Consider the following 15,915-nt stretch of genomic DNA (forward strand, 5'->3'; position numbering starts at 1 on the left):
CCGTCGGTCTGTCAGGGCTCCGCCCGGAAGAGCGCGAGCTGGCGGAGTATCGTCCGGTCTTCGAGCCCGCCGGCGAGCGCGCCCGTGAGCACGCCGATGGTCGCGACGAAGCCGCCGATCCGCACGAGGTCGACGACGGTCACGGCCGGGTCCTCCAGGCTGGGCCAGTTTGTCATCAGGTTCGGCGGGAAGACGACGAACTCGATGACGAGCATGATCCCGCCGACGAGGCTGAACAGGCCGACCATGCCGACGACGAGGATACAGAGGATGGCGACGTTGAGCAGCGCGACGTGTTCGGTGACGACGCCGCGGCGCTTGCGCGGGACGTTCAGGTTCAGCGAGAACACGAGGTACACCGCCGCCAGCAGGACGCTCACCGTCGCGAAGAGGACGGTCGTTCCGTTGTCGAGGTTGAGTCCCACGTCCCACGTCTCGGCGCTGAACACGAGGATGAGCGTCGGCGCGACGGCCGCCGTCGAGAGCTTCGGGAGCGAGAGCGGCAACAGCGGCGCGCGACTCGTCGCCAGCGCCCGGAGCAACTGCCGCCCGTTCCTGGCCGCGCTCAGCAGGTGGAACCAGACCAGTCCGAGGACGCTGCGGGACTCGACCTCCTCCTCCGGGATGGTGGTCGCGATGCGCTCCAGGTACCGGCTCACGTCGGCGTCGAACGCGGGGACGTCGGAGCGGTCGGGGTCGAACTCGTAGGGCGCCATGACGCCTCCTCCGGGGTCGTGACCGGCGCCGAGCACGTGTCCGACCTGGTGGAGCAGCACGGTCGCACCGTTCGAGCGGACGGCCGGCGAGTCGAGGGGGCGCCGGGGCTGGTCGCGACCGCTCACGCGGAGTCGGTGCGTCGAGACGACGGCGACGCGGCTCAGCGGCGAGGCCAGCCCCGCGACGCGTCGGTGGTCGCGCGCCAGCAGCGGGACGTCGGTGACGACGACCACGAGGTCGTACGGCCCCTCGACCATCCGGAGCGCCGCCTCGTCGAGAAACTGCGAGGGGCGGCGTGCGTCGGCGTCCGAGAGCGACTCGGGCTCCTCGGCGTGAAATCGCCAGCCCGCCTCGGTCGCCGCTTGGAGTTCGTCGGCGGCGTCGCCGGCGAGCCGCGCCGCGAACTCGCACAGCCGTTCGGTGTCGCCCCCGGGCGACGCCGCGACCAGCAGCCCGACGTCGACGACCGTACTCCGGTCGGCGACCGCGCGCGCGGCGACCGGGTTCTCCGTCGCTCGCGACGGCGACTCCTCCATACCTCGCGTTCGGCCGCGGGACGGAAAAAGCCGCTCTCGCCCCTGGTCCAGCGGCGGGCCCTCCCGCCGGCGGATCCTGCCGACGGTCCCGCGTCGCCGTCCGCCGACTGCCGATCAGTCGCCGCCCAGTTCCACGTCCGCGAGGTACCGCTCGACGTACTCGTGGAGGCCGTCCTCGTCGCCGGTGACGAACCGGTAGTCGTCGTGTTGTTCGTCCAGTTCGATCGGGTCGTCGGGATCGGTCTGCCGGACGTGATAGACCACGTTCACGGTGTGGCGGGAGTCGACGCCGTCGATCGACGACGTCTCCCAGAAGTGTCCGTAGACGCCGACGCGCTCGGCGACGGTCACGTCGACGCCGAGTTCTTCGCGGGCGACCCGGCGGGCCGCGTCCGCCAGCTCCTCTCCCTTGAAGAGGCGACTTCCCGGCCAGAACCACTCCCCGTTCGCCGGCGCTTTCGTCCGGTGAGCGAGCAGGACTCGCCCGTCGCGCTCCAGCACGATCTCGACGCAGACCTGCGGGACGCGCTCCAGTACGGTCGCGAACTCGTCTTCGGGGATGAACTCGTCGTGGACCTCCATGGAGACCCATCGACCGGCGTACCCTTCGTCGTTTCGAGGCGGCGTGGGGCCGTTCGGGTGGAGCACGCCGCCCCGCCGCAGCCGACACCGCTAACTCGGTCGCGCTGTGCCCTTCCGCTATGACCGACGACCTGGCCTGGGAGACCCTCGACAGCCGGACCTCCTACACCTGCGAGGGGTTCGACATCGTCACCGACACCGTCCGGTTCCCGAACGGCGTCGAGGCGGAGTACGACTACCTCGCGGAGGGCGAGAGCGTCGTCGTCCTCCCCTTTACGCCCGGGGGCGACTTGGTCGTCATCGAGGAGTGGCGCCAGGCGGTGGGACGAGTCAACCGCGCGCTCCCCGCTGGCGGCGTCGAGGACGACGACGCCGCTCCCGACGAGTGCGTCGCCCGCGAACTCGAAGAGGAGACGGGGTACCGGCCGGGGGGCGTCGAGCACCTCACGACCGTCGAGCCCGCCAACGGCTTCGCCGACGCCGTCTTCCACTACTTCGTCGCCCGCGACTGCGAGCCGACGGGCGAACAGGACCTCGATTACAACGAGGACATCCGCGTCGAGACGACGACGTTCGACGCGCTGGTGGAGGCCGCCCGCGACGACGAACTGCGCGACGGCCGGTCGATGCTCGCGGTGCTGTACTTCGAGCTGTTCGGTGATGAGTCGTAGCTTCGGCGATGTCTTGACAATCTAGCGTCGAGTACATTCGAGTACAATGCCGGAGATGGAAGTCGACGAAGCGCTCGCCGCTCGGCTCACGGAACTTCGTGAGGAGATCCGAGCGTCGACCGGACGAGAGATCTCCGAAGAGGAACTGATCGGGAAAATCGTCGGTGACGCGTACGAATCGAAAGCGGAGTTCGCCGACTCGTTTCGAGAATGACCGAACACAACCCTTAGGCCCGCCGGCCGGATATCGCGGGCAATGGCAGACGTCTTCGAGGTCGACCGCTACGACGCCGCCGGGCGACTGGGCGAACTGGAGGTCCCGCGCGCCGGCGTCACGGTCGAGACGCCCGCGCTCCTCCCGGTCATCAACCCCCACCTCCAGACCGTCACGCCCGCGCAACTCGAATCCGAGTTCGGCGCGGAGATCCTCATCACCAACTCCTACGTCCTCTACGGCAGCGACGACCTGCGCGACCCCGTCGAAGAGCGAGGGCTCCACGACCTGCTCGACTTCTCGGGTGCCATCGTCACCGACTCCGGCTCGTTCCAGTTGGCCGAGTACGGCGAGATCGACGTGACCAACGAGGAGATCCTGAACTTCCAGCACGACATCGGCTCGGACGTCGGCACGCCGGTCGACATCCCGACGCCGCCCGACGCGTCCCGCGAACAGGCCGAGCGCGAACTCGCGACCACGCAGGACCGCCTCGGCGCCGCCGCCGAGGTCGAGACGGGTGACATGCTCGTCAACGCGCCCGTCCAGGGGTCGACCTACCCCGACCTGCGCGAGGAGGCCGGTGCGCACGCCGCAGCGTCGGGACTCGACGTGTTCCCCGTCGGCGCGGTCGTCCCGATGATGAACGAGTACCGCTACGCTGACCTCGTGGACGTGGTCGCCGCGGCGAAACGGGGCCTCCCCGAGAGCGCGCCGGTCCACCTCTTCGGCGCCGGCCACCCCATGATGTTCGCGCTCGCCGTCGCGCTCGGCTGCGATCTCTTCGACTCGGCGGCCTACGCCATCTACGCCCGCGACGACCGCTACATGACCGTCCGCACCACCGAACACCTCGAAGACCTGGAGTACTTCCCCTGTTCCTGTCCGGTCTGTACGAGCCACACGCCCGCAGACCTCCGCGGGTACGATTCGCAGGAGCGCTATCGCCTGCTCGCCGAGCACAACCTCCACGTCTCCTTCGGCGAACTCCGGACGATCAAGCAGGCCATCCGCCGCGGGAGTCTGATGGAACTCGTCGAGGCGCGCGCCCGGAGCCACCCCGCGATGCTCGACGGCTACCGCGCCCTGCTGGAGCACGCCGACCAGCTCGAACGCACCGACCCCGTCTCCAAGGACACCTTCTTCCACCTCTCCGGCGAGAGCGCCCAGCGCCCGGAAGTCCTGCGCCACCACCAGCGCCTCGACCGCCTCGACGCCCGCGGCGACTCCGTCCTGCTGACCGAGGGCAACGACGCCGACGACTTCGACGAGTGCTGGAACGTCCAGCCGCCCTTTGGCCCGTTCCCGACGGAACTCGCGGACGGCTACCCGCTCACCGCCGAGATGCCCGAGCGGCTCGAATCTCCCGCCTACGAAGCGGCCGCCGCGGGCGTCCGCCGCCTCGTCGAGGCCCACCCGGACACCGCGTTCACGCTCGCTCACGACGACTGGCCGGAGAGCGCGCTCGGCGACGTGCCAGAACGCGTCGAACTGTGGGCCCTCGGCGAGGAGTAGATCTATCGACGTTCTGCATGGCGCGCGCTGTCGCGGCGATTTTGCCGCGACGAAGCCGCGCGAGGGATGAGTAACGCAGGGAGCGAAGCGACCGAGTAACGCAATCGGCTGGGGAGGTGTGAGGCTGTTTGTGGTGCTGTGTCGTGCAGTGCTGTCCTGGTGGACTGAAAGGGCGAGGCTCGCTCGCGCCGGAGGGGAGTCGCTGTGCGACCCCTATCTGAGCGAGCGCCAGCGAGCGAGGATATGTCGCACAGCGGCCGCAAGCGGGCCGAGGGCTTTCAGCGCTTGCGGTCGCTCGCGGCGAAAACGACTCCTAGCGAGCGGGTCGACGGAAAACCTACAACGAGCGCCGGTCAGACCCATCCGTGGTCGATATCGTCACGCCGTTCGTTGGCCCGGATCAGTGGTTCGTCGCGACGCTGGTCCTGCTGTTCGCGGTCTACTACGCGAAGCGGCTACTCGAACGGGCGAGAACGCGGTTCCGTGAGCAACGGGAGTAGCGGCCGCCCCACATTTTACGCTCTGGCCGCTCGTCCTGTCAGATATGGAAACTGACGACGGGATCGCTCGGGTCGAGTTCCTCGACGCGGTTCCCAAACACCGCTGGCCGGAACCGGAGACCGACAGTGCGACGGTCGACTTCGACGCCGGGGAGGGACAGGTCGTCGTCCTCGGTGTCGTAAAGAACGGCGACAGCCGCCACGAACTCGTCTGTGACTCGCTGACCCTCCAGACTGACCAGCGTGGAACGCTGGAGGCGACCGTCCGAATCGACGAGGACGACCAGGATTCGGAGATTGTGATGGGGTACACCGAGGCATTCCACTACCGACTGGTCGTCGAGTTCGACGACGCCGTTCCGGGTGAGTACGTCGTCCGCCACCTCGACGAGAACGGCGACCCGCAGTTCGAGGTGCAGGAAGTGTTGATGGTGGAACCCGAGGGCTACCAGCGGCGGGACCGTGAGTGACGCGCCCGTCCCACAGTCACACCGAGAACTGTTCATCGTCGCTCGCGCCTTCGGCGGTGTAGCCGCCGATGACGGCGTTGAGGGCGCCCCCTAACAGGAAACGAACCCGCTGAAGTACAGCTACGTCACGAGCAACAGGACGCCGCTGACGACGCCGAACGCCTCAGACTGGAGCACGAACCTGACGTAGATCTGGAACAACGCCTGGAGCGCCGCCCAGCCGACGGCCGCGGGCGCCTGACGACTCCGGGACGGGACCTCCGACCGCGCTCACTCGTCGGTCAACCGCGGCGACGCTACTTCCCAGAGGTGGCCGTCGGGATCGGCGAAGTACCCGGAGTAGCCGCCCCAGAACGTCTCCTCGGCCGGTTTGACGAGCTCTCCCCCGGCGTCGACCGCCTCGTCGAGGATCGAGTCGACCTCCTCCCGCGTCGCGACGTTGTGGGCCAGGGTGACGCCCGAGAACCCCCCGCCGTCGTCCGGGACGGTCGCGTCTTCGGCGAGCGACTCGCGCGGATACAGCGAGAGCCACGTGCCGTCGAGCGTGAAGAACGCCACGTCGCCGTCGTCGCCCCGGTCCTGCATCGGGAATCCGAGACCGTCACGGTAGAATTCGATTCCCTCCTCCACGTCCGCGACGCCGAGCGTGACGAGCGTGATTTCCGGATCCATAGCCGGCGTACGCGTCAACGAACCATAAGCTCGTGCCCTGCTCGGCCAGGTGTCGCCCGTTCCGTCCACCGTGCGTCAGGAAGACGTAGCGACGCGGATCGCCACTCTAAATCAACTTTGGGCTGGAAAGTAGACTTAGGCGGGGTCGGATCGACGGCTACGTCAGGGTTGACCCGAGAACTTCGCGACCGGGGCGTTCCGTTCGGGCTCTGAACCCGTCCAGCAGAACGGCGATCGGGCTTCTGAGACGCGGACAGGCGACGTGACGGGTCGCGCGTCACTGACCCTCGTCGTGGCCCGCGCGACCCGTGCGACGTGGCGCGGCCTGCGGGTCGACGTGAGGCCGGATCGGCGGACGTAGCCGTCTCGGCTGACTGCTCTAAGTCAACTATTCTGCCAATCGGTAGACTTAGATGGGGGCGAAGCGAAGGCTGCGTCAGGATGGACCCCGAGGACTTCGCGGGCGGGCCGGGGACGATCGACGACTACGAGGGGTTGCCCTGCTATCGGCCGGGCAGCCTCCCGCCGGAGATCGAGTACACCGACGACCTGCTGGCCGTGTACGGCGACGCCCAGTACGCGCTCGGCCGGCTCGCGACCCTCCACCGCTCGGTGGACAACGAGAACCTCCTCATCGCCCCGTTCGTGGTCCGCGAGGCGGCGATGAGCTCGCAGATCGAGGGGACGAACGTCACCGTCTCGGACATCATCCGCCACGAGGTCGACAGCCCGCCCGAGCGCGCCGCCGCCGACTCGCGCGACGTCCGCGAGGCGTACAACTACGTCGACGCTGTCAGGCAGGGCTTCGCCCGGCTGTCCGGGAGCGGGGGAGACGGCGACAGCGAGGGCATCTCCGTCGAGCTGATCTGCGACCTCCACGAGGTGCTGCTCAGCGACGTCCGCGGCGTCGACCTGAACCCAGGCGAGTTCCGCGAGGTGCCGGTCTACATCGGCTCGCCCGACGGCTCGGCGGAGGGCGCGCGGTTCGTCCCGGCGAGCCCCGACACGGTCGACCTCCTGATGGACCAGCTCGTCGCCTACGTCAACCGCGGCTCGTACCCGCCGCTGATCGACGTGGCGATCACCCACTACCAGTTCGAGACGATCCACCCGTTCCAGGACGGGAACGGCCGGCTCGGCCGCCTGCTGATGATGCTCCAGCTCTACGACGCGGGGCTGTTGCCGGAGCCGTACCTCTACCTCAGCGCGTACTTCAACCGCTATCGCCGCCAGTACCTGGACTACCTGCTGGAGGTGAGCCGCGACGGCGCCTGGGAACAGTGGATCACGTTCGTCCTCAACGCCATCGCCGAGCAGGCCATCGACGCCTACGACTGCGGCGTCGAACTCCAGTCGCTCCGTGACGACTACTACTCGCGGTTCCCCAATCGCCCGGCCGTCAGGGACGTGATCGAGTACGTCTTCGAGGAGCCGTACCTGACCGCACCGCGGGCGATCGACGCCACCGGCCGTTCCCGACAGGCCGTCTACGACGCCATCGACGCGCTCCAGGGCGAGGGGATCGTCGAGGAGATCTCCGGGTCGGAACGCTACCGCGTGTACGAAGCGCCGGCCGTGCTGGACATCGTCGGCTCTCCGTGACGGGGTCGCGACGGACGGACGATGCGGTTGGGTTCCACACCCCCACCAGTCCGGTCGACAGGCGGCCCGTTTCGGCGGGACCGCGCTTCGGAGGGGACCTCAGGCGGTCGAGAGCCCCAGCGCCACGACGCCGGCGGCGGCGATCCAGGCGAGGAACACCGCCCCGATAGCGGCGAGTGCCCGCTCTCGCGGGAGGTCGTGCGTTTCGCGGACGCCGGCGTAGGTCACCCACCCGATCAGGAGCAGTACCGGGACCGACGCGACGAGTGACGAGACGACCGGACTGGCGACGAAGAAGATGTCGTACCCGAGCAACACGATGGGGATCGCGAAGAGCGGGGCCGGAGCCATCCCGTAACAGACGCTGGCGAGGGTGTCCTCGTAGTCGCCGGGGCTGTCGAAGACCTGCGTCGTCACCTCGACGGCGGCGGCCGCGAGGAGCGTCAACACCATCAGGAAGACGTACACCTGCGCGACCGTCTCGGGCCAGCCGCCGAGGAGGAACAGTTTGAACTGCCCGACGTCGAGGCCGATCGCCGAAGCGACTGCGGGGTTCCCCAGCACGCCGGCGACGAAGTTGGTCGCGACGGCGGCGACGCCGATGGTCAACATCAGGAAGCCGAACGTGTCGTCGGTCGTCTTCTGCTCGGCCCGGGTCCGGAAGAACTCGCGCGGCGACGCGAGCAGGTTCCGTAGCGGTTCGGCGTACCACGACACCAGCAGGTCGTAGCTGAATCCCTTCAGGATGGCGTCGAGGCCGATGGCGGCGATGATGAACCCGCCGGTGATCACGCCCTGCCAGCCGCTGACGTTCAGGCCGGCGAGCGCGAGCACGTTGTTCGCCGTCGCGAGGACGAGCGACCCGAAGAGGACGCCGACCATCGACCCTTCGCCGCCGGTGAGTTTCGTCCCACCGAGGACGACGGCGGCGATGACGACGAGCGCGAGGCCGTTGCCGCTGCCCGACGAGACCGAGCCGAACCGGCCGAGGAAGGCGAGGCCGGCGAAGGCGGCCGTCAGCGAACAGAGGGCGAAACAGCCGAGTTTGACGATCTCCGGGTCGATGCCGGTCGTCTCGACGGAGTCGATGTTGTCGCCGGTCGCGCGTGCGTGGAGGCCGAAGCGGGTGTAGTGGAGGACGTAGTGGAACACGCCGAGGAGGACGAAGATCCAGACGATCAGGATCGAGAACTGTCCGAAGGTCTTCGTCTCGGCGTGGAGGAAGGGGATCTGATACAGGATGGGGCCGCTCATGAACGGCAGGTCCGCGATGATGATCGGGCCGCCGAGCCACTTCAGCAGGCCGACGTTGCCCGCCGACGCGGTGGTGCCGCCGAGCAGGATCCGGTGGACGCCCCGCAGGAGCGTCAGCGTGCCGATGGTGACGATGAGCGACGGGAGTTCGAGCTTCGTCACCACGAGCCCCTGCGTGATCCCGAAGACGACGGAGAACGCGAGGACGACGAGGACCGCGAACAGGGGGTCGAAGCCGAACGCGTTCCCGCCGATGAGGATCGCGCCCATCCCAGCCGAAACGCCGTACATCGACCCGACCGAGAGGTCGAACTCGGCGGTGACCATCAGCAGGGCGACGCCGTAGCCGATGATGGCGGTCGTCGCGGCCGACCGGAGGATTCGCGCCATGTTGTCGAGCAGGAGGAACCGGGAGGCGTCGATGTAGACGCCGACGAGGAAGATGGCGATGAGGCCGACGAGGACGCTCCCCTCCCGTCGGTCGAACACCGACGCGGCCGTCGAACTGACGCGCGTCCGGACGCTCGGTGATTCGGTCGCCACGGCGATCAGCGCTCCCGCTCCCGGTGCATCCGCTCGACGATGTCCATCCGCTCGACGTCGTCGCGCCCGGTGTGGAGCACGTCGACGATCTCACCGTCGCGCATGACGGCGATCCGGTCGGCCACGTCGACGACCACGTCGATCTTGTGCGAGATGAGGATCACCGACTTCTCGCCGTCCGGGATCCGCCGTACGAGGTCGATGATCTTGTCCGTCCCGGTGGTCGAGACCTCCGAGGTCGGTTCGTCGAGGATGATGATCGGCGGGTCCCTGATGAGGGCGCGCGCGACGGCGACGGCCTGTTTCTGGCCGCCCGAGAGTTCGTTGACCGGCGAGCGCGGGTCGAAGTCGAACCCGATGTCGTTCAGCAGCGACCGGCTCTCGCTGACCATGGTCTCGCGGTCGACGCGGCGGAGCAGCCACCCCGCGGGGCCGGGCTCCAGGGGTTCCATCCCGAGGAAGATGTTGCTCGCGGCGCTGGCGTTCGGGCTGAGGTGCTGTTCCTGGTAGACGGTGGCGATGCCGGCGTCCATCGCGTCCTTCGACGAGGAGAAGTACTGCTCGACGAGGCGGCCGTCCTTGCGGAGGTAGATCTCCCCGCGCGTCGGCCGGAGGACGCCCGAGAGCATCTTGATGAGTGTCGTCTTGCCCGCGCCGTTGTCGCCGGCGATGGCGAGGACCTCGTCGGCGTTGACGTCGATACTCACGTTCCTGACGGCCTCGATAGCGCCGAAGAACTTCGTCAGGTCCCGCGTCCGGAGGACGACGTCCTCGTCGGCGTCGTCGTCGGTCGCGACAGGCCGCTCTCCGTTTCCGGGTGTTCCCGTCTCCGATTCCGAGTCTGGTTCTGTCTGTGACATGGCTTGCTCCGTGGACGGCGCGAATGCGGATGCGTTCGGTCGGGCGACACCGGCCGCAGCGGGCGACCCCGTCACTGCAGGAAGTCGTAGTTCTCCTCCTGCCACTGCAGGAGCCCGCCGTCGCCGGCCCACGACCGACGTTCCAGCGCGAAGTCGACGTTGTCCTCGTCCCAGACCGACACGCCCCACTCGAGGTCTTTCATCTCGATACCGCGTTCGAGGTACATCCACGCCAGCGGGACGTTCTGGAATCCCTGGCTGTAGGGGTCCTGTCCGACGGTGAAGTCGACGTTCCCCGCCTCGATCTGGTCGAGCAGCGGTCGCAGGAGGTCGAACCCACAGACGACCATCGGCCCGTCCAGTTCGCCGGATTCGAGCGCCTGGCCAGCGCCGACCGCGCCCCAGAACGCCGAGCAGACGACGCCGTCCACGTCGGCGCCCGAGATCGTGTCGATGATCTCCGTCTGCGCGTCGGCGATGTTCGGCGGCGGGTTGATGATCTGGTCGTTGTAGAGACTCACCGACGGGTTACTCTGCGCCTCGAAGTACCGCTGGGCGGTCCCGAGGTCGGCAGCGTCCGCATTGACCCGACGGGTGACCGACGGGTTGTCGGGCAGTTCGTTGGTGACCAGGACCGTGTACTCGTCCTTGTCGGGGATCTCCTGCTGGAGGCGGTCGTAGGCTTCGGCGGCCATCGCCGCGCCGCCGCGGGCGTCCCGGATGCCAACGTGGGGAACGATCATCGGTTCCCCCCGGTACTCGAACCCGACGTCGTCCATCATGTAGTCGTAGTTCCAGTCCCGCGTGGCCGGCGTCGAGTGGCCGTTGACGACCGCGATGTCGTTGTCGAACGCGTTCTGGATGGCCTCGTTGTACGCCTCGTTGTTGAGGACCGTCGTCACCAGCACGTCGCCGGCCTCCATGTTCGAGACGTTCTGCTCGATGAGGCTCACCTGGTCCGGGATGCCGCCGTCGGCGGGCGGTCCGGTCACCTGACCGTCCCACCCGAAGATGTTGAGCGCGTCGTGGAACCCGCAGGTCATCGGGATGAAGAAGGGGTTGTCGATGTTCTGCAGGACGAACACGGCCGTCCGCTCGTTCTGTCCCGATCCCTCGCGCGTCTTCGAGGCGTCCCAGCCCGGCGGCGCGACCGCCGGATGCCGCGAGAACTCGAAGTCGCCACTCTGTGCCGCGCCGTCGCCGCCGTCACCATCGCCGTCACCGTCGCCGTCGCCGTCACCGTCGCCGTCACCGTCGCCATCGCTCGTCTGACACCCGGCCAGTCCCAGAGCGGCGCTCGCCGCGCCGATCTGTTTCATCACGCCGCGCCGACTGATGCTCGTCCCCACGTCGATCGAGATCGAACCGTCCGCTTCCACACCATCTTGCGATCCCATACCGTGGCAAAATTCCACACGGAATATAGTAAGGAGGCGCCTACGGCGGTCGTAATCCTGACACGAATCGGCCGAGTGCGTCGTGGCCGACCGTCCCGCCGGCCGCTCGGCGGGGCGGCGCTGACGACCGGCCGGCGTCGGACTCCCGTCCGAGTCCGCTCAATCGTCCGCCTCTGCGCCCATCGCGTCCATCTCGACGAACCGCTCGCGCACCTCGGGCGTCGGGATCATACACTGGGCCTTCTTCCCGAAGACGGCGTAGCGGTGGCTCGCCACGGTGTCGTAGACGGCGTCCCTGAGCGGGCGCGGGATCACCCGTAGCGCCCCGGCGAGCGACCACGGCAACGGCAGTTCGCTCGCGACCCGGAGCGCGGCCTCGGACTTCGTGTAGTAGTCGTCGCCCTCGACGAGGACGAACGTGTCGAAGTCGTAGTCCTCGAAGCCCACCTCCGAGAGCATCGCCTCGGCGGCGTCGGACTGCAGCGGCGCGAAGCGGAACACGCCGTCGGGGTCGTGGTCGATGACGAACTGGATCGACCCGTTACAGAGGTTGCAGACGCCGTCGAACAGGAGGACCGGCCCGTCCCGCGCGTTCGCTGTCGTCATCGACCCGAACTACGCGGCCCGGACACTTGAAGGGCCGCTCGGCGGCCGCGCCGATACCCGGATACTCCGCGGGACACTGGTCTCCGAACGGGCCCTCGTCGTCCTCCCGCAGTCGCGCGCTCGCGGACGGCGGGTCGGTCTCGGCGCGAGCGTCGTCGAACCGCGGATCCGGGCGAGCGTTTATGTCGCGGGGCGGAGACGGACCGGTCGATGCGAGAAGTCACGGTCGAGGACTTCGTGGCGGCCACGCCGGCCGAAGTCGAGCGAGCGCTCGCTCCGGACGTCGTCGTCGAGTACGAGGGGAGCTTCGAGGTGCTCGAGGTCGACGAACGCGACGGGGCGACCTTCGTGACCGCGGGCGCCCGCGGCGTCGGCGTCTCGCTCCGGTTCGAACGCCGCGACGGCGGGCTGCGCTACGAGCAGGTCGGCGACGCCGGCCCCTTCGAGGAGATGTGGACCGACCTCTCCTGGGAACCGGAGAACGAGGGCACCCGCGTCGTCGCTCGCTCCGGCGTGGCCCTCGGCCTCCCGCTTTCGGCGCTCACCGACCGCGTCGCCGCCTGGAAGCGCCGTGGCGAACTCGACCGGGCGCTCGACCGACTCGCGACCGACCTCGAATAGCGACGGCCCGCGCTCGACGGGCGAACCGCCGCTGCTGGCGACGGGGATGCCCGCCCGACGGGCGAACCGCCGCTGCCGACGGCCGGAGCGCTCGCGGGACGACCGAGCTGTCGCTATAGACTGTCGAGGTGCTGTAAACGCCGGCCGAGACGCCGGAAGCGCCGGTCTCCGGCGGCCGTGCGAACGCTTCGCACGACCGGGCAGGTATTTATAGTCCCGCCGGCCGCAGACCGACACGCCCATGGGTGTGCTCACCACAGTCAAGGAGATGTTCGCGGCCTCGACCCAGAACCCGAACCGAGGCGAGGATCCCACCCGCGAATCCGAGGGCGCCTACTGGTGCCACGACTGCGGCGAGCGCGTACTCGACCTCGACGTCGACGGCGACGACGCCCCCGAGTGTTCGTCCTGCGGGGAGGAGATGACGTTCGAACGCTCGGTCGGCTCGACCGGCTGTGCCTGTTGAACGGGCGCGCCAGCGGCGTTTCGGGGCCGGCGAGACCGATCTCTACGTCCGCCGTCGTCGGCTCCGGGAGCCCGCTGACACCTTTAAGTTCGGTCGTGCGTAACGAACTATCATGACAGACGACGACCGGCAGCTCCACCGACGCATCGAGTCGTTCCGCGAGTGGGTCCACGAGTGGCTGCACGGGCTCTATCACGGGATGATCGAACACCCGTCGTTCGAGAAGATCGAGAAGGAGGCCGAGGACGTCGAAGACGAGTTCTTCTTCGCCTGTTTCGCCGACGCCTTCGGCATCCCGAGTCCGGTGTCGTACTACACGGTCGAACTCCTGCCGTACCTGACCGAGGAGTTCGAGCAGTGGGAGCGCCGGATGTGGGACCGCGAGTCGCTGCTCGAACGCAAAGGCCAGCAGTACCACTTCCACTGATGACTCGTTTCGTCTTCTTCGGTGGGAAGGGCGGCGTCGGGAAGACGACCGTCTCCAGCGCCTACGGGCTGAAGTGCGCGAACGCGGGGTTGAAGACGCTGGTCGTCTCGACGGACCCGGCCCACAGCACCTCCGACGTCTTCGACCAGCAGTTCGACGACGACCCCGCACAGGTCGAGGGTCACGAGAACCTGTGGGCGATGGAGATCGACCCCGAGGAGGAGGTCGAGGCGCACATGATGGAGATAAAGCGGCGGATGGGCGACCAGGTGAGTCCGGCGATCGTCAACGAGATCGACCGGCAGATCGAACTCGCCCACCAGACGCCCGGCGCGTACGAGGCCGCGCTGTTCGACCGGTTCATCGAGGTGATGCGGCAGGCGTCGCCGGGCAGCGCGGAGCGCGCGAGCGGGGAGAGCGAGGCGTCAAGCGCCTCGACGGCGAGCGGGGATGACCGACCCGCGAGCGACGCCGACGATTTCGACCGCGTCGTGTTCGACACCTCCCCGACCGGGGGGACGCTCCGCCTGCTGTCGTTGCCCGACTACCTCGATCGGTGGATCGACCGGCTGATCGACAAGCGCTCGAAGAGCCTCGACCTCTTCGAGAAGGCCGCTGTCGGGAAACAGGAGGCCCGGAAGAAACTGGAGTCCGACCCCATCATCGCGCACCTCCAGCACCGCAAGGAGAAGTTCGAGTTCGCCGCGGAGACGCTCCGGGAGGACGCCGCGTTCTATCTCGTCCTGAACCCCGACGAGCTCTCGATCCGCGAGACGGAGCGGGCCATCGAACAGCTCTCGGAGTACGGGCTGAGCGTCGACGGCCTGGTCCTGAACAAGGTGACGCCCTCCCCCGACGACGACGAGACGGGGCGCGGCGCGACCTACCTGCGCGACCGGGTCGCGACGGAGCGCGAGCGCATCGAAGCCGTCCGAGCGTTCGACTGCCCCCTCGTCGCACTCATCGAGAGCCGCGTCGAAGAGGTGAAAGGCGACCTCCTCTCGGAGGTCGCCGACGAACTCGCGATCGACGTGCGGTCGGAAGCGGCCGCCTGAGCGGCCGGACCGAGCGCACTGCCGGTACGGGTTCGAAGTAGCCCCGGCTCCCGCTGGCCGGGCGCCCGCAGGTGGGTCTGTCCGCCGACCGCGTCGACTCAGATCAGGAAGCCGAGCGCGAGGACCAGCAGGGTCACCAGGACGAGCATCGCCGCGAACGCGAGCAGCCGCTGTCGGACCGTGAACCGCTCCTCGTCGGCGTCTGCGGTGCTCATATTCCCGTGAACATATCGCTCGCGATCGTGGTAAGTATTGGCAGACTTCCGGGGGAGACGCGCTTCGGAAACCAGGGATTTCCGAATAGCACGGCCGGACTGCCGGTCGACGGGCCGGGCGGGTGTGAGGTCCGGTCGCACAACCGGCGGAGACGTTTTCGAGTCGCCCGGAGAACGCTCGGCTATGCGACGCCTATCGCTGCTGGCGGCCGTCGCGGTGGTGGTCGTCGTCGCGGGGTGTAGCGGCGCGGGGCCCGGCGATCGGACGCCGCAGTCGATCGAGGCAGACGCGGCGCGGTCGACTGTCGACGACGCGGCGCTGTCCGAGACGGGGTTCGCGGAGGCGAGCGTCGGGCAGGTGGCGGTCAACCGCTCGGGAACCCTCCGGATCTCGGGAGACGTGCAGATGACCCTCCGCTATCGGGTGAACGGCTCAGGGTGGCGCGCGGTCTACCAGTCGTCCGGCGGGCAGGGCGTCTTCGCGCTCTACACGGTGCCACGGGCGAAACCTGACAACGTCGCCGCGACCATCGACCCGCTCGGCGACCGCTCGCTTGCGGCCGTCGTCGACGGCGCGCAGGACACCTACAGCGACACGGGCGAACTCGAACACGTCCGGAATCGCACGGCGACCGTCCTCGGCAGCGAGGCCACGGTCCGACAGTACGCGGGGTCGGCGACCGCGGGCGGCGAGCCGGCGGACGTGACCGTCTACGTCGCGACCGTCGACCACGACGGGGACGTCGTTCGCGCCGTGGCCGTCGTCCCGACGGACGGAGACGACTGGAGCACCGTTCGACCGATGTTCGAGGGCATCGAGCGCTGAGTGGCGCGATCAGTACTTCGACTACCAGAACGCTACGGCCGGAGTTCGATCGGGATACGCGGTTGTGTTTACGTGGCGCACGATCGCGTCAGTCCACCGATAGCCGCCGCTCCCAGCGGCCCGTGGTGTAGCCACCGCACTCCTGTTTCCCACATGAAAATTCGTG

18 protein-coding genes are annotated in these 15,915 nt (G+C 68.3%); 11 read left to right on the plus strand and 7 right to left on the minus strand.

The genetic code is table 11. The features are described 5' to 3' along the window. Positions 1–11: 11 nt before the first annotated feature. Positions 12–1,253 (minus strand): hypothetical protein, encoded by a 1,242-nt coding sequence (locus ACMGFE_RS19120; protein WP_436926861.1) that lies wholly within the window; start codon positions 1,251–1,253, stop codon positions 12–14. Between the two features lie 114 nt (positions 1,254–1,367). Beyond that, a complete protein-coding gene (locus ACMGFE_RS19125) occupies positions 1,368–1,835 on the minus strand; it encodes an NUDIX domain-containing protein (RefSeq protein WP_436926862.1) in 468 nt (155 codons plus the stop codon). Positions 1,836–1,954: 119 nt separating this feature from the next. Between ACMGFE_RS19125 and ACMGFE_RS19130 the strand changes: the two genes are divergently transcribed. The 5 genes from ACMGFE_RS19130 (at position 1,955) to ACMGFE_RS19150 (ending at position 5,205) form a co-directional block, all read left to right on the plus strand. After that, a complete protein-coding gene (locus ACMGFE_RS19130; protein ID WP_436926863.1) occupies positions 1,955–2,506 on the plus strand; it encodes an NUDIX hydrolase in 552 nt (183 codons plus the stop codon). A 46-nt stretch (positions 2,507–2,552) separates the two neighbouring features. Next, positions 2,553–2,720: a hypothetical protein gene (locus ACMGFE_RS19135; RefSeq protein WP_436926864.1), complete on the plus strand. Its 168-nt coding sequence runs from the start codon at positions 2,553–2,555 to the stop codon at positions 2,718–2,720. 42 nt (positions 2,721–2,762) lie between these two features. Further along, positions 2,763–4,235: a tRNA guanosine(15) transglycosylase TgtA gene (gene tgtA / locus ACMGFE_RS19140; protein ID WP_436926865.1), complete on the plus strand. Its 1,473-nt coding sequence runs from the start codon at positions 2,763–2,765 to the stop codon at positions 4,233–4,235. Positions 4,236–4,600: 365 nt separating this feature from the next. Beyond that, positions 4,601–4,735 (plus strand): hypothetical protein, encoded by a 135-nt coding sequence (locus ACMGFE_RS19145; protein WP_436926867.1) that lies wholly within the window; start codon positions 4,601–4,603, stop codon positions 4,733–4,735. 44 nt (positions 4,736–4,779) lie between these two features. Further along, a complete protein-coding gene (locus ACMGFE_RS19150) occupies positions 4,780–5,205 on the plus strand; it encodes a hypothetical protein (RefSeq protein ID WP_436926868.1) in 426 nt (141 codons plus the stop codon). A gap of 270 nt (positions 5,206–5,475) precedes the next feature. Here the strand turns inward: ACMGFE_RS19150 and ACMGFE_RS19155 are convergent, their stop codons facing one another. Further along, complete coding sequence (locus ACMGFE_RS19155; protein ID WP_436926869.1) at positions 5,476–5,877, minus strand: VOC family protein; 402 nt, start codon at positions 5,875–5,877, stop codon at positions 5,476–5,478. Positions 5,878–6,318: 441 nt separating this feature from the next. Here ACMGFE_RS19155 and ACMGFE_RS19160 point away from each other — a divergent pair, with 441 nt between their 5' ends. Next, positions 6,319–7,479 (plus strand): Fic family protein, encoded by a 1,161-nt coding sequence (locus ACMGFE_RS19160; RefSeq protein ID WP_436926870.1) that lies wholly within the window; start codon positions 6,319–6,321, stop codon positions 7,477–7,479. Between the two features lie 99 nt (positions 7,480–7,578). Here the strand turns inward: ACMGFE_RS19160 and ACMGFE_RS19165 are convergent, their stop codons facing one another. The 4 genes from ACMGFE_RS19165 to ACMGFE_RS19180 all read right to left on the minus strand — a co-directional run bounded on the left by ACMGFE_RS19165 (position 7,579) and on the right by ACMGFE_RS19180 (position 12,139). After that, on the minus strand, positions 7,579–9,276 hold the full coding sequence (locus ACMGFE_RS19165; protein ID WP_436926871.1) for an ABC transporter permease: 1,698 nt from the start codon (positions 9,274–9,276) through the stop codon (positions 7,579–7,581). A 5-nt stretch (positions 9,277–9,281) separates the two neighbouring features. Beyond that, the gene (locus ACMGFE_RS19170) at positions 9,282–10,136 is read right to left on the minus strand and encodes an ATP-binding cassette domain-containing protein (RefSeq protein WP_436926872.1); all 855 of its coding nucleotides are present in this window, start codon (positions 10,134–10,136) and stop codon (positions 9,282–9,284) included. Between the two features lie 71 nt (positions 10,137–10,207). Continuing rightward, a complete protein-coding gene (locus ACMGFE_RS19175) occupies positions 10,208–11,515 on the minus strand; it encodes a substrate-binding domain-containing protein (protein ID WP_436926873.1) in 1,308 nt (435 codons plus the stop codon). A gap of 177 nt (positions 11,516–11,692) precedes the next feature. Then, positions 11,693–12,139 (minus strand): thiol-disulfide oxidoreductase DCC family protein, encoded by a 447-nt coding sequence (locus ACMGFE_RS19180; protein ID WP_436926874.1) that lies wholly within the window; start codon positions 12,137–12,139, stop codon positions 11,693–11,695. A 210-nt stretch (positions 12,140–12,349) separates the two neighbouring features. Between ACMGFE_RS19180 and ACMGFE_RS19185 the strand changes: the two genes are divergently transcribed. The 5 genes from ACMGFE_RS19185 to ACMGFE_RS19205 all read left to right on the plus strand — a co-directional run bounded on the left by ACMGFE_RS19185 (position 12,350) and on the right by ACMGFE_RS19205 (position 15,749). Next, positions 12,350–12,760 (plus strand): SRPBCC family protein, encoded by a 411-nt coding sequence (locus ACMGFE_RS19185; protein ID WP_436926875.1) that lies wholly within the window; start codon positions 12,350–12,352, stop codon positions 12,758–12,760. A gap of 241 nt (positions 12,761–13,001) precedes the next feature. Continuing rightward, complete coding sequence (locus ACMGFE_RS19190; protein WP_436926876.1) at positions 13,002–13,226, plus strand: hypothetical protein; 225 nt, start codon at positions 13,002–13,004, stop codon at positions 13,224–13,226. A 112-nt stretch (positions 13,227–13,338) separates the two neighbouring features. After that, the gene (locus tag ACMGFE_RS19195) at positions 13,339–13,653 is read left to right on the plus strand and encodes a DUF7990 family protein (protein ID WP_436926877.1); all 315 of its coding nucleotides are present in this window, start codon (positions 13,339–13,341) and stop codon (positions 13,651–13,653) included. Then, complete coding sequence (locus ACMGFE_RS19200; RefSeq protein ID WP_436926878.1) at positions 13,653–14,708, plus strand: ArsA family ATPase; 1,056 nt, start codon at positions 13,653–13,655, stop codon at positions 14,706–14,708. The genes ACMGFE_RS19195 and ACMGFE_RS19200 overlap by 1 nt, the downstream gene beginning before the upstream one ends. Before the next feature lie 399 nt (positions 14,709–15,107). After that, positions 15,108–15,749 (plus strand): DUF6517 family protein, encoded by a 642-nt coding sequence (locus ACMGFE_RS19205; RefSeq protein WP_436926879.1) that lies wholly within the window; start codon positions 15,108–15,110, stop codon positions 15,747–15,749. Positions 15,750–15,915 lie beyond the last annotated feature (166 nt).

The sequence above is a fragment of the Halosimplex amylolyticum genome (assembly GCF_051414035.1).
In the GTDB taxonomy this organism is placed as follows: Archaea; Halobacteriota; Halobacteria; order Halobacteriales; family Haloarculaceae; genus Halosimplex; species Halosimplex amylolyticum.

Bases quoted from the DNA above. Each gene is read 5' to 3' on its own strand.
- ACMGFE_RS19160 (WP_436926870.1), top strand. From the start codon at position 6,319: ATGGACCCCGAGGACTTCGCGGGCGGGCCGGGGACGATCGACGACTAC.
- ACMGFE_RS19155 (WP_436926869.1), bottom strand. From the start codon at position 5,877: ATGGATCCGGAAATCACGCTCGTCACGCTCGGCGTCGCGGACGTGGAG.
- ACMGFE_RS19195 (WP_436926877.1), top strand. From the start codon at position 13,339: ATGACAGACGACGACCGGCAGCTCCACCGACGCATCGAGTCGTTCCGC.
- ACMGFE_RS19120 (WP_436926861.1), bottom strand. From the start codon at position 1,253: ATGGAGGAGTCGCCGTCGCGAGCGACGGAGAACCCGGTCGCCGCGCGC.
- ACMGFE_RS19150 (WP_436926868.1), top strand. From the start codon at position 4,780: ATGGAAACTGACGACGGGATCGCTCGGGTCGAGTTCCTCGACGCGGTT.
- ACMGFE_RS19135 (WP_436926864.1), top strand. From the start codon at position 2,553: ATGCCGGAGATGGAAGTCGACGAAGCGCTCGCCGCTCGGCTCACGGAA.
- ACMGFE_RS19205 (WP_436926879.1), top strand. From the start codon at position 15,108: ATGCGACGCCTATCGCTGCTGGCGGCCGTCGCGGTGGTGGTCGTCGTC.
- ACMGFE_RS19180 (WP_436926874.1), bottom strand. From the start codon at position 12,139: ATGACGACAGCGAACGCGCGGGACGGGCCGGTCCTCCTGTTCGACGGC.
- ACMGFE_RS19200 (WP_436926878.1), top strand. From the start codon at position 13,653: ATGACTCGTTTCGTCTTCTTCGGTGGGAAGGGCGGCGTCGGGAAGACG.
- ACMGFE_RS19190 (WP_436926876.1), top strand. From the start codon at position 13,002: ATGGGTGTGCTCACCACAGTCAAGGAGATGTTCGCGGCCTCGACCCAG.
- tgtA (WP_436926865.1), top strand. From the start codon at position 2,763: ATGGCAGACGTCTTCGAGGTCGACCGCTACGACGCCGCCGGGCGACTG.
- ACMGFE_RS19130 (WP_436926863.1), top strand. From the start codon at position 1,955: ATGACCGACGACCTGGCCTGGGAGACCCTCGACAGCCGGACCTCCTAC.
- ACMGFE_RS19170 (WP_436926872.1), bottom strand. From the start codon at position 10,136: ATGTCACAGACAGAACCAGACTCGGAATCGGAGACGGGAACACCCGGA.
- ACMGFE_RS19185 (WP_436926875.1), top strand. From the start codon at position 12,350: ATGCGAGAAGTCACGGTCGAGGACTTCGTGGCGGCCACGCCGGCCGAA.
- ACMGFE_RS19125 (WP_436926862.1), bottom strand. From the start codon at position 1,835: ATGGAGGTCCACGACGAGTTCATCCCCGAAGACGAGTTCGCGACCGTA.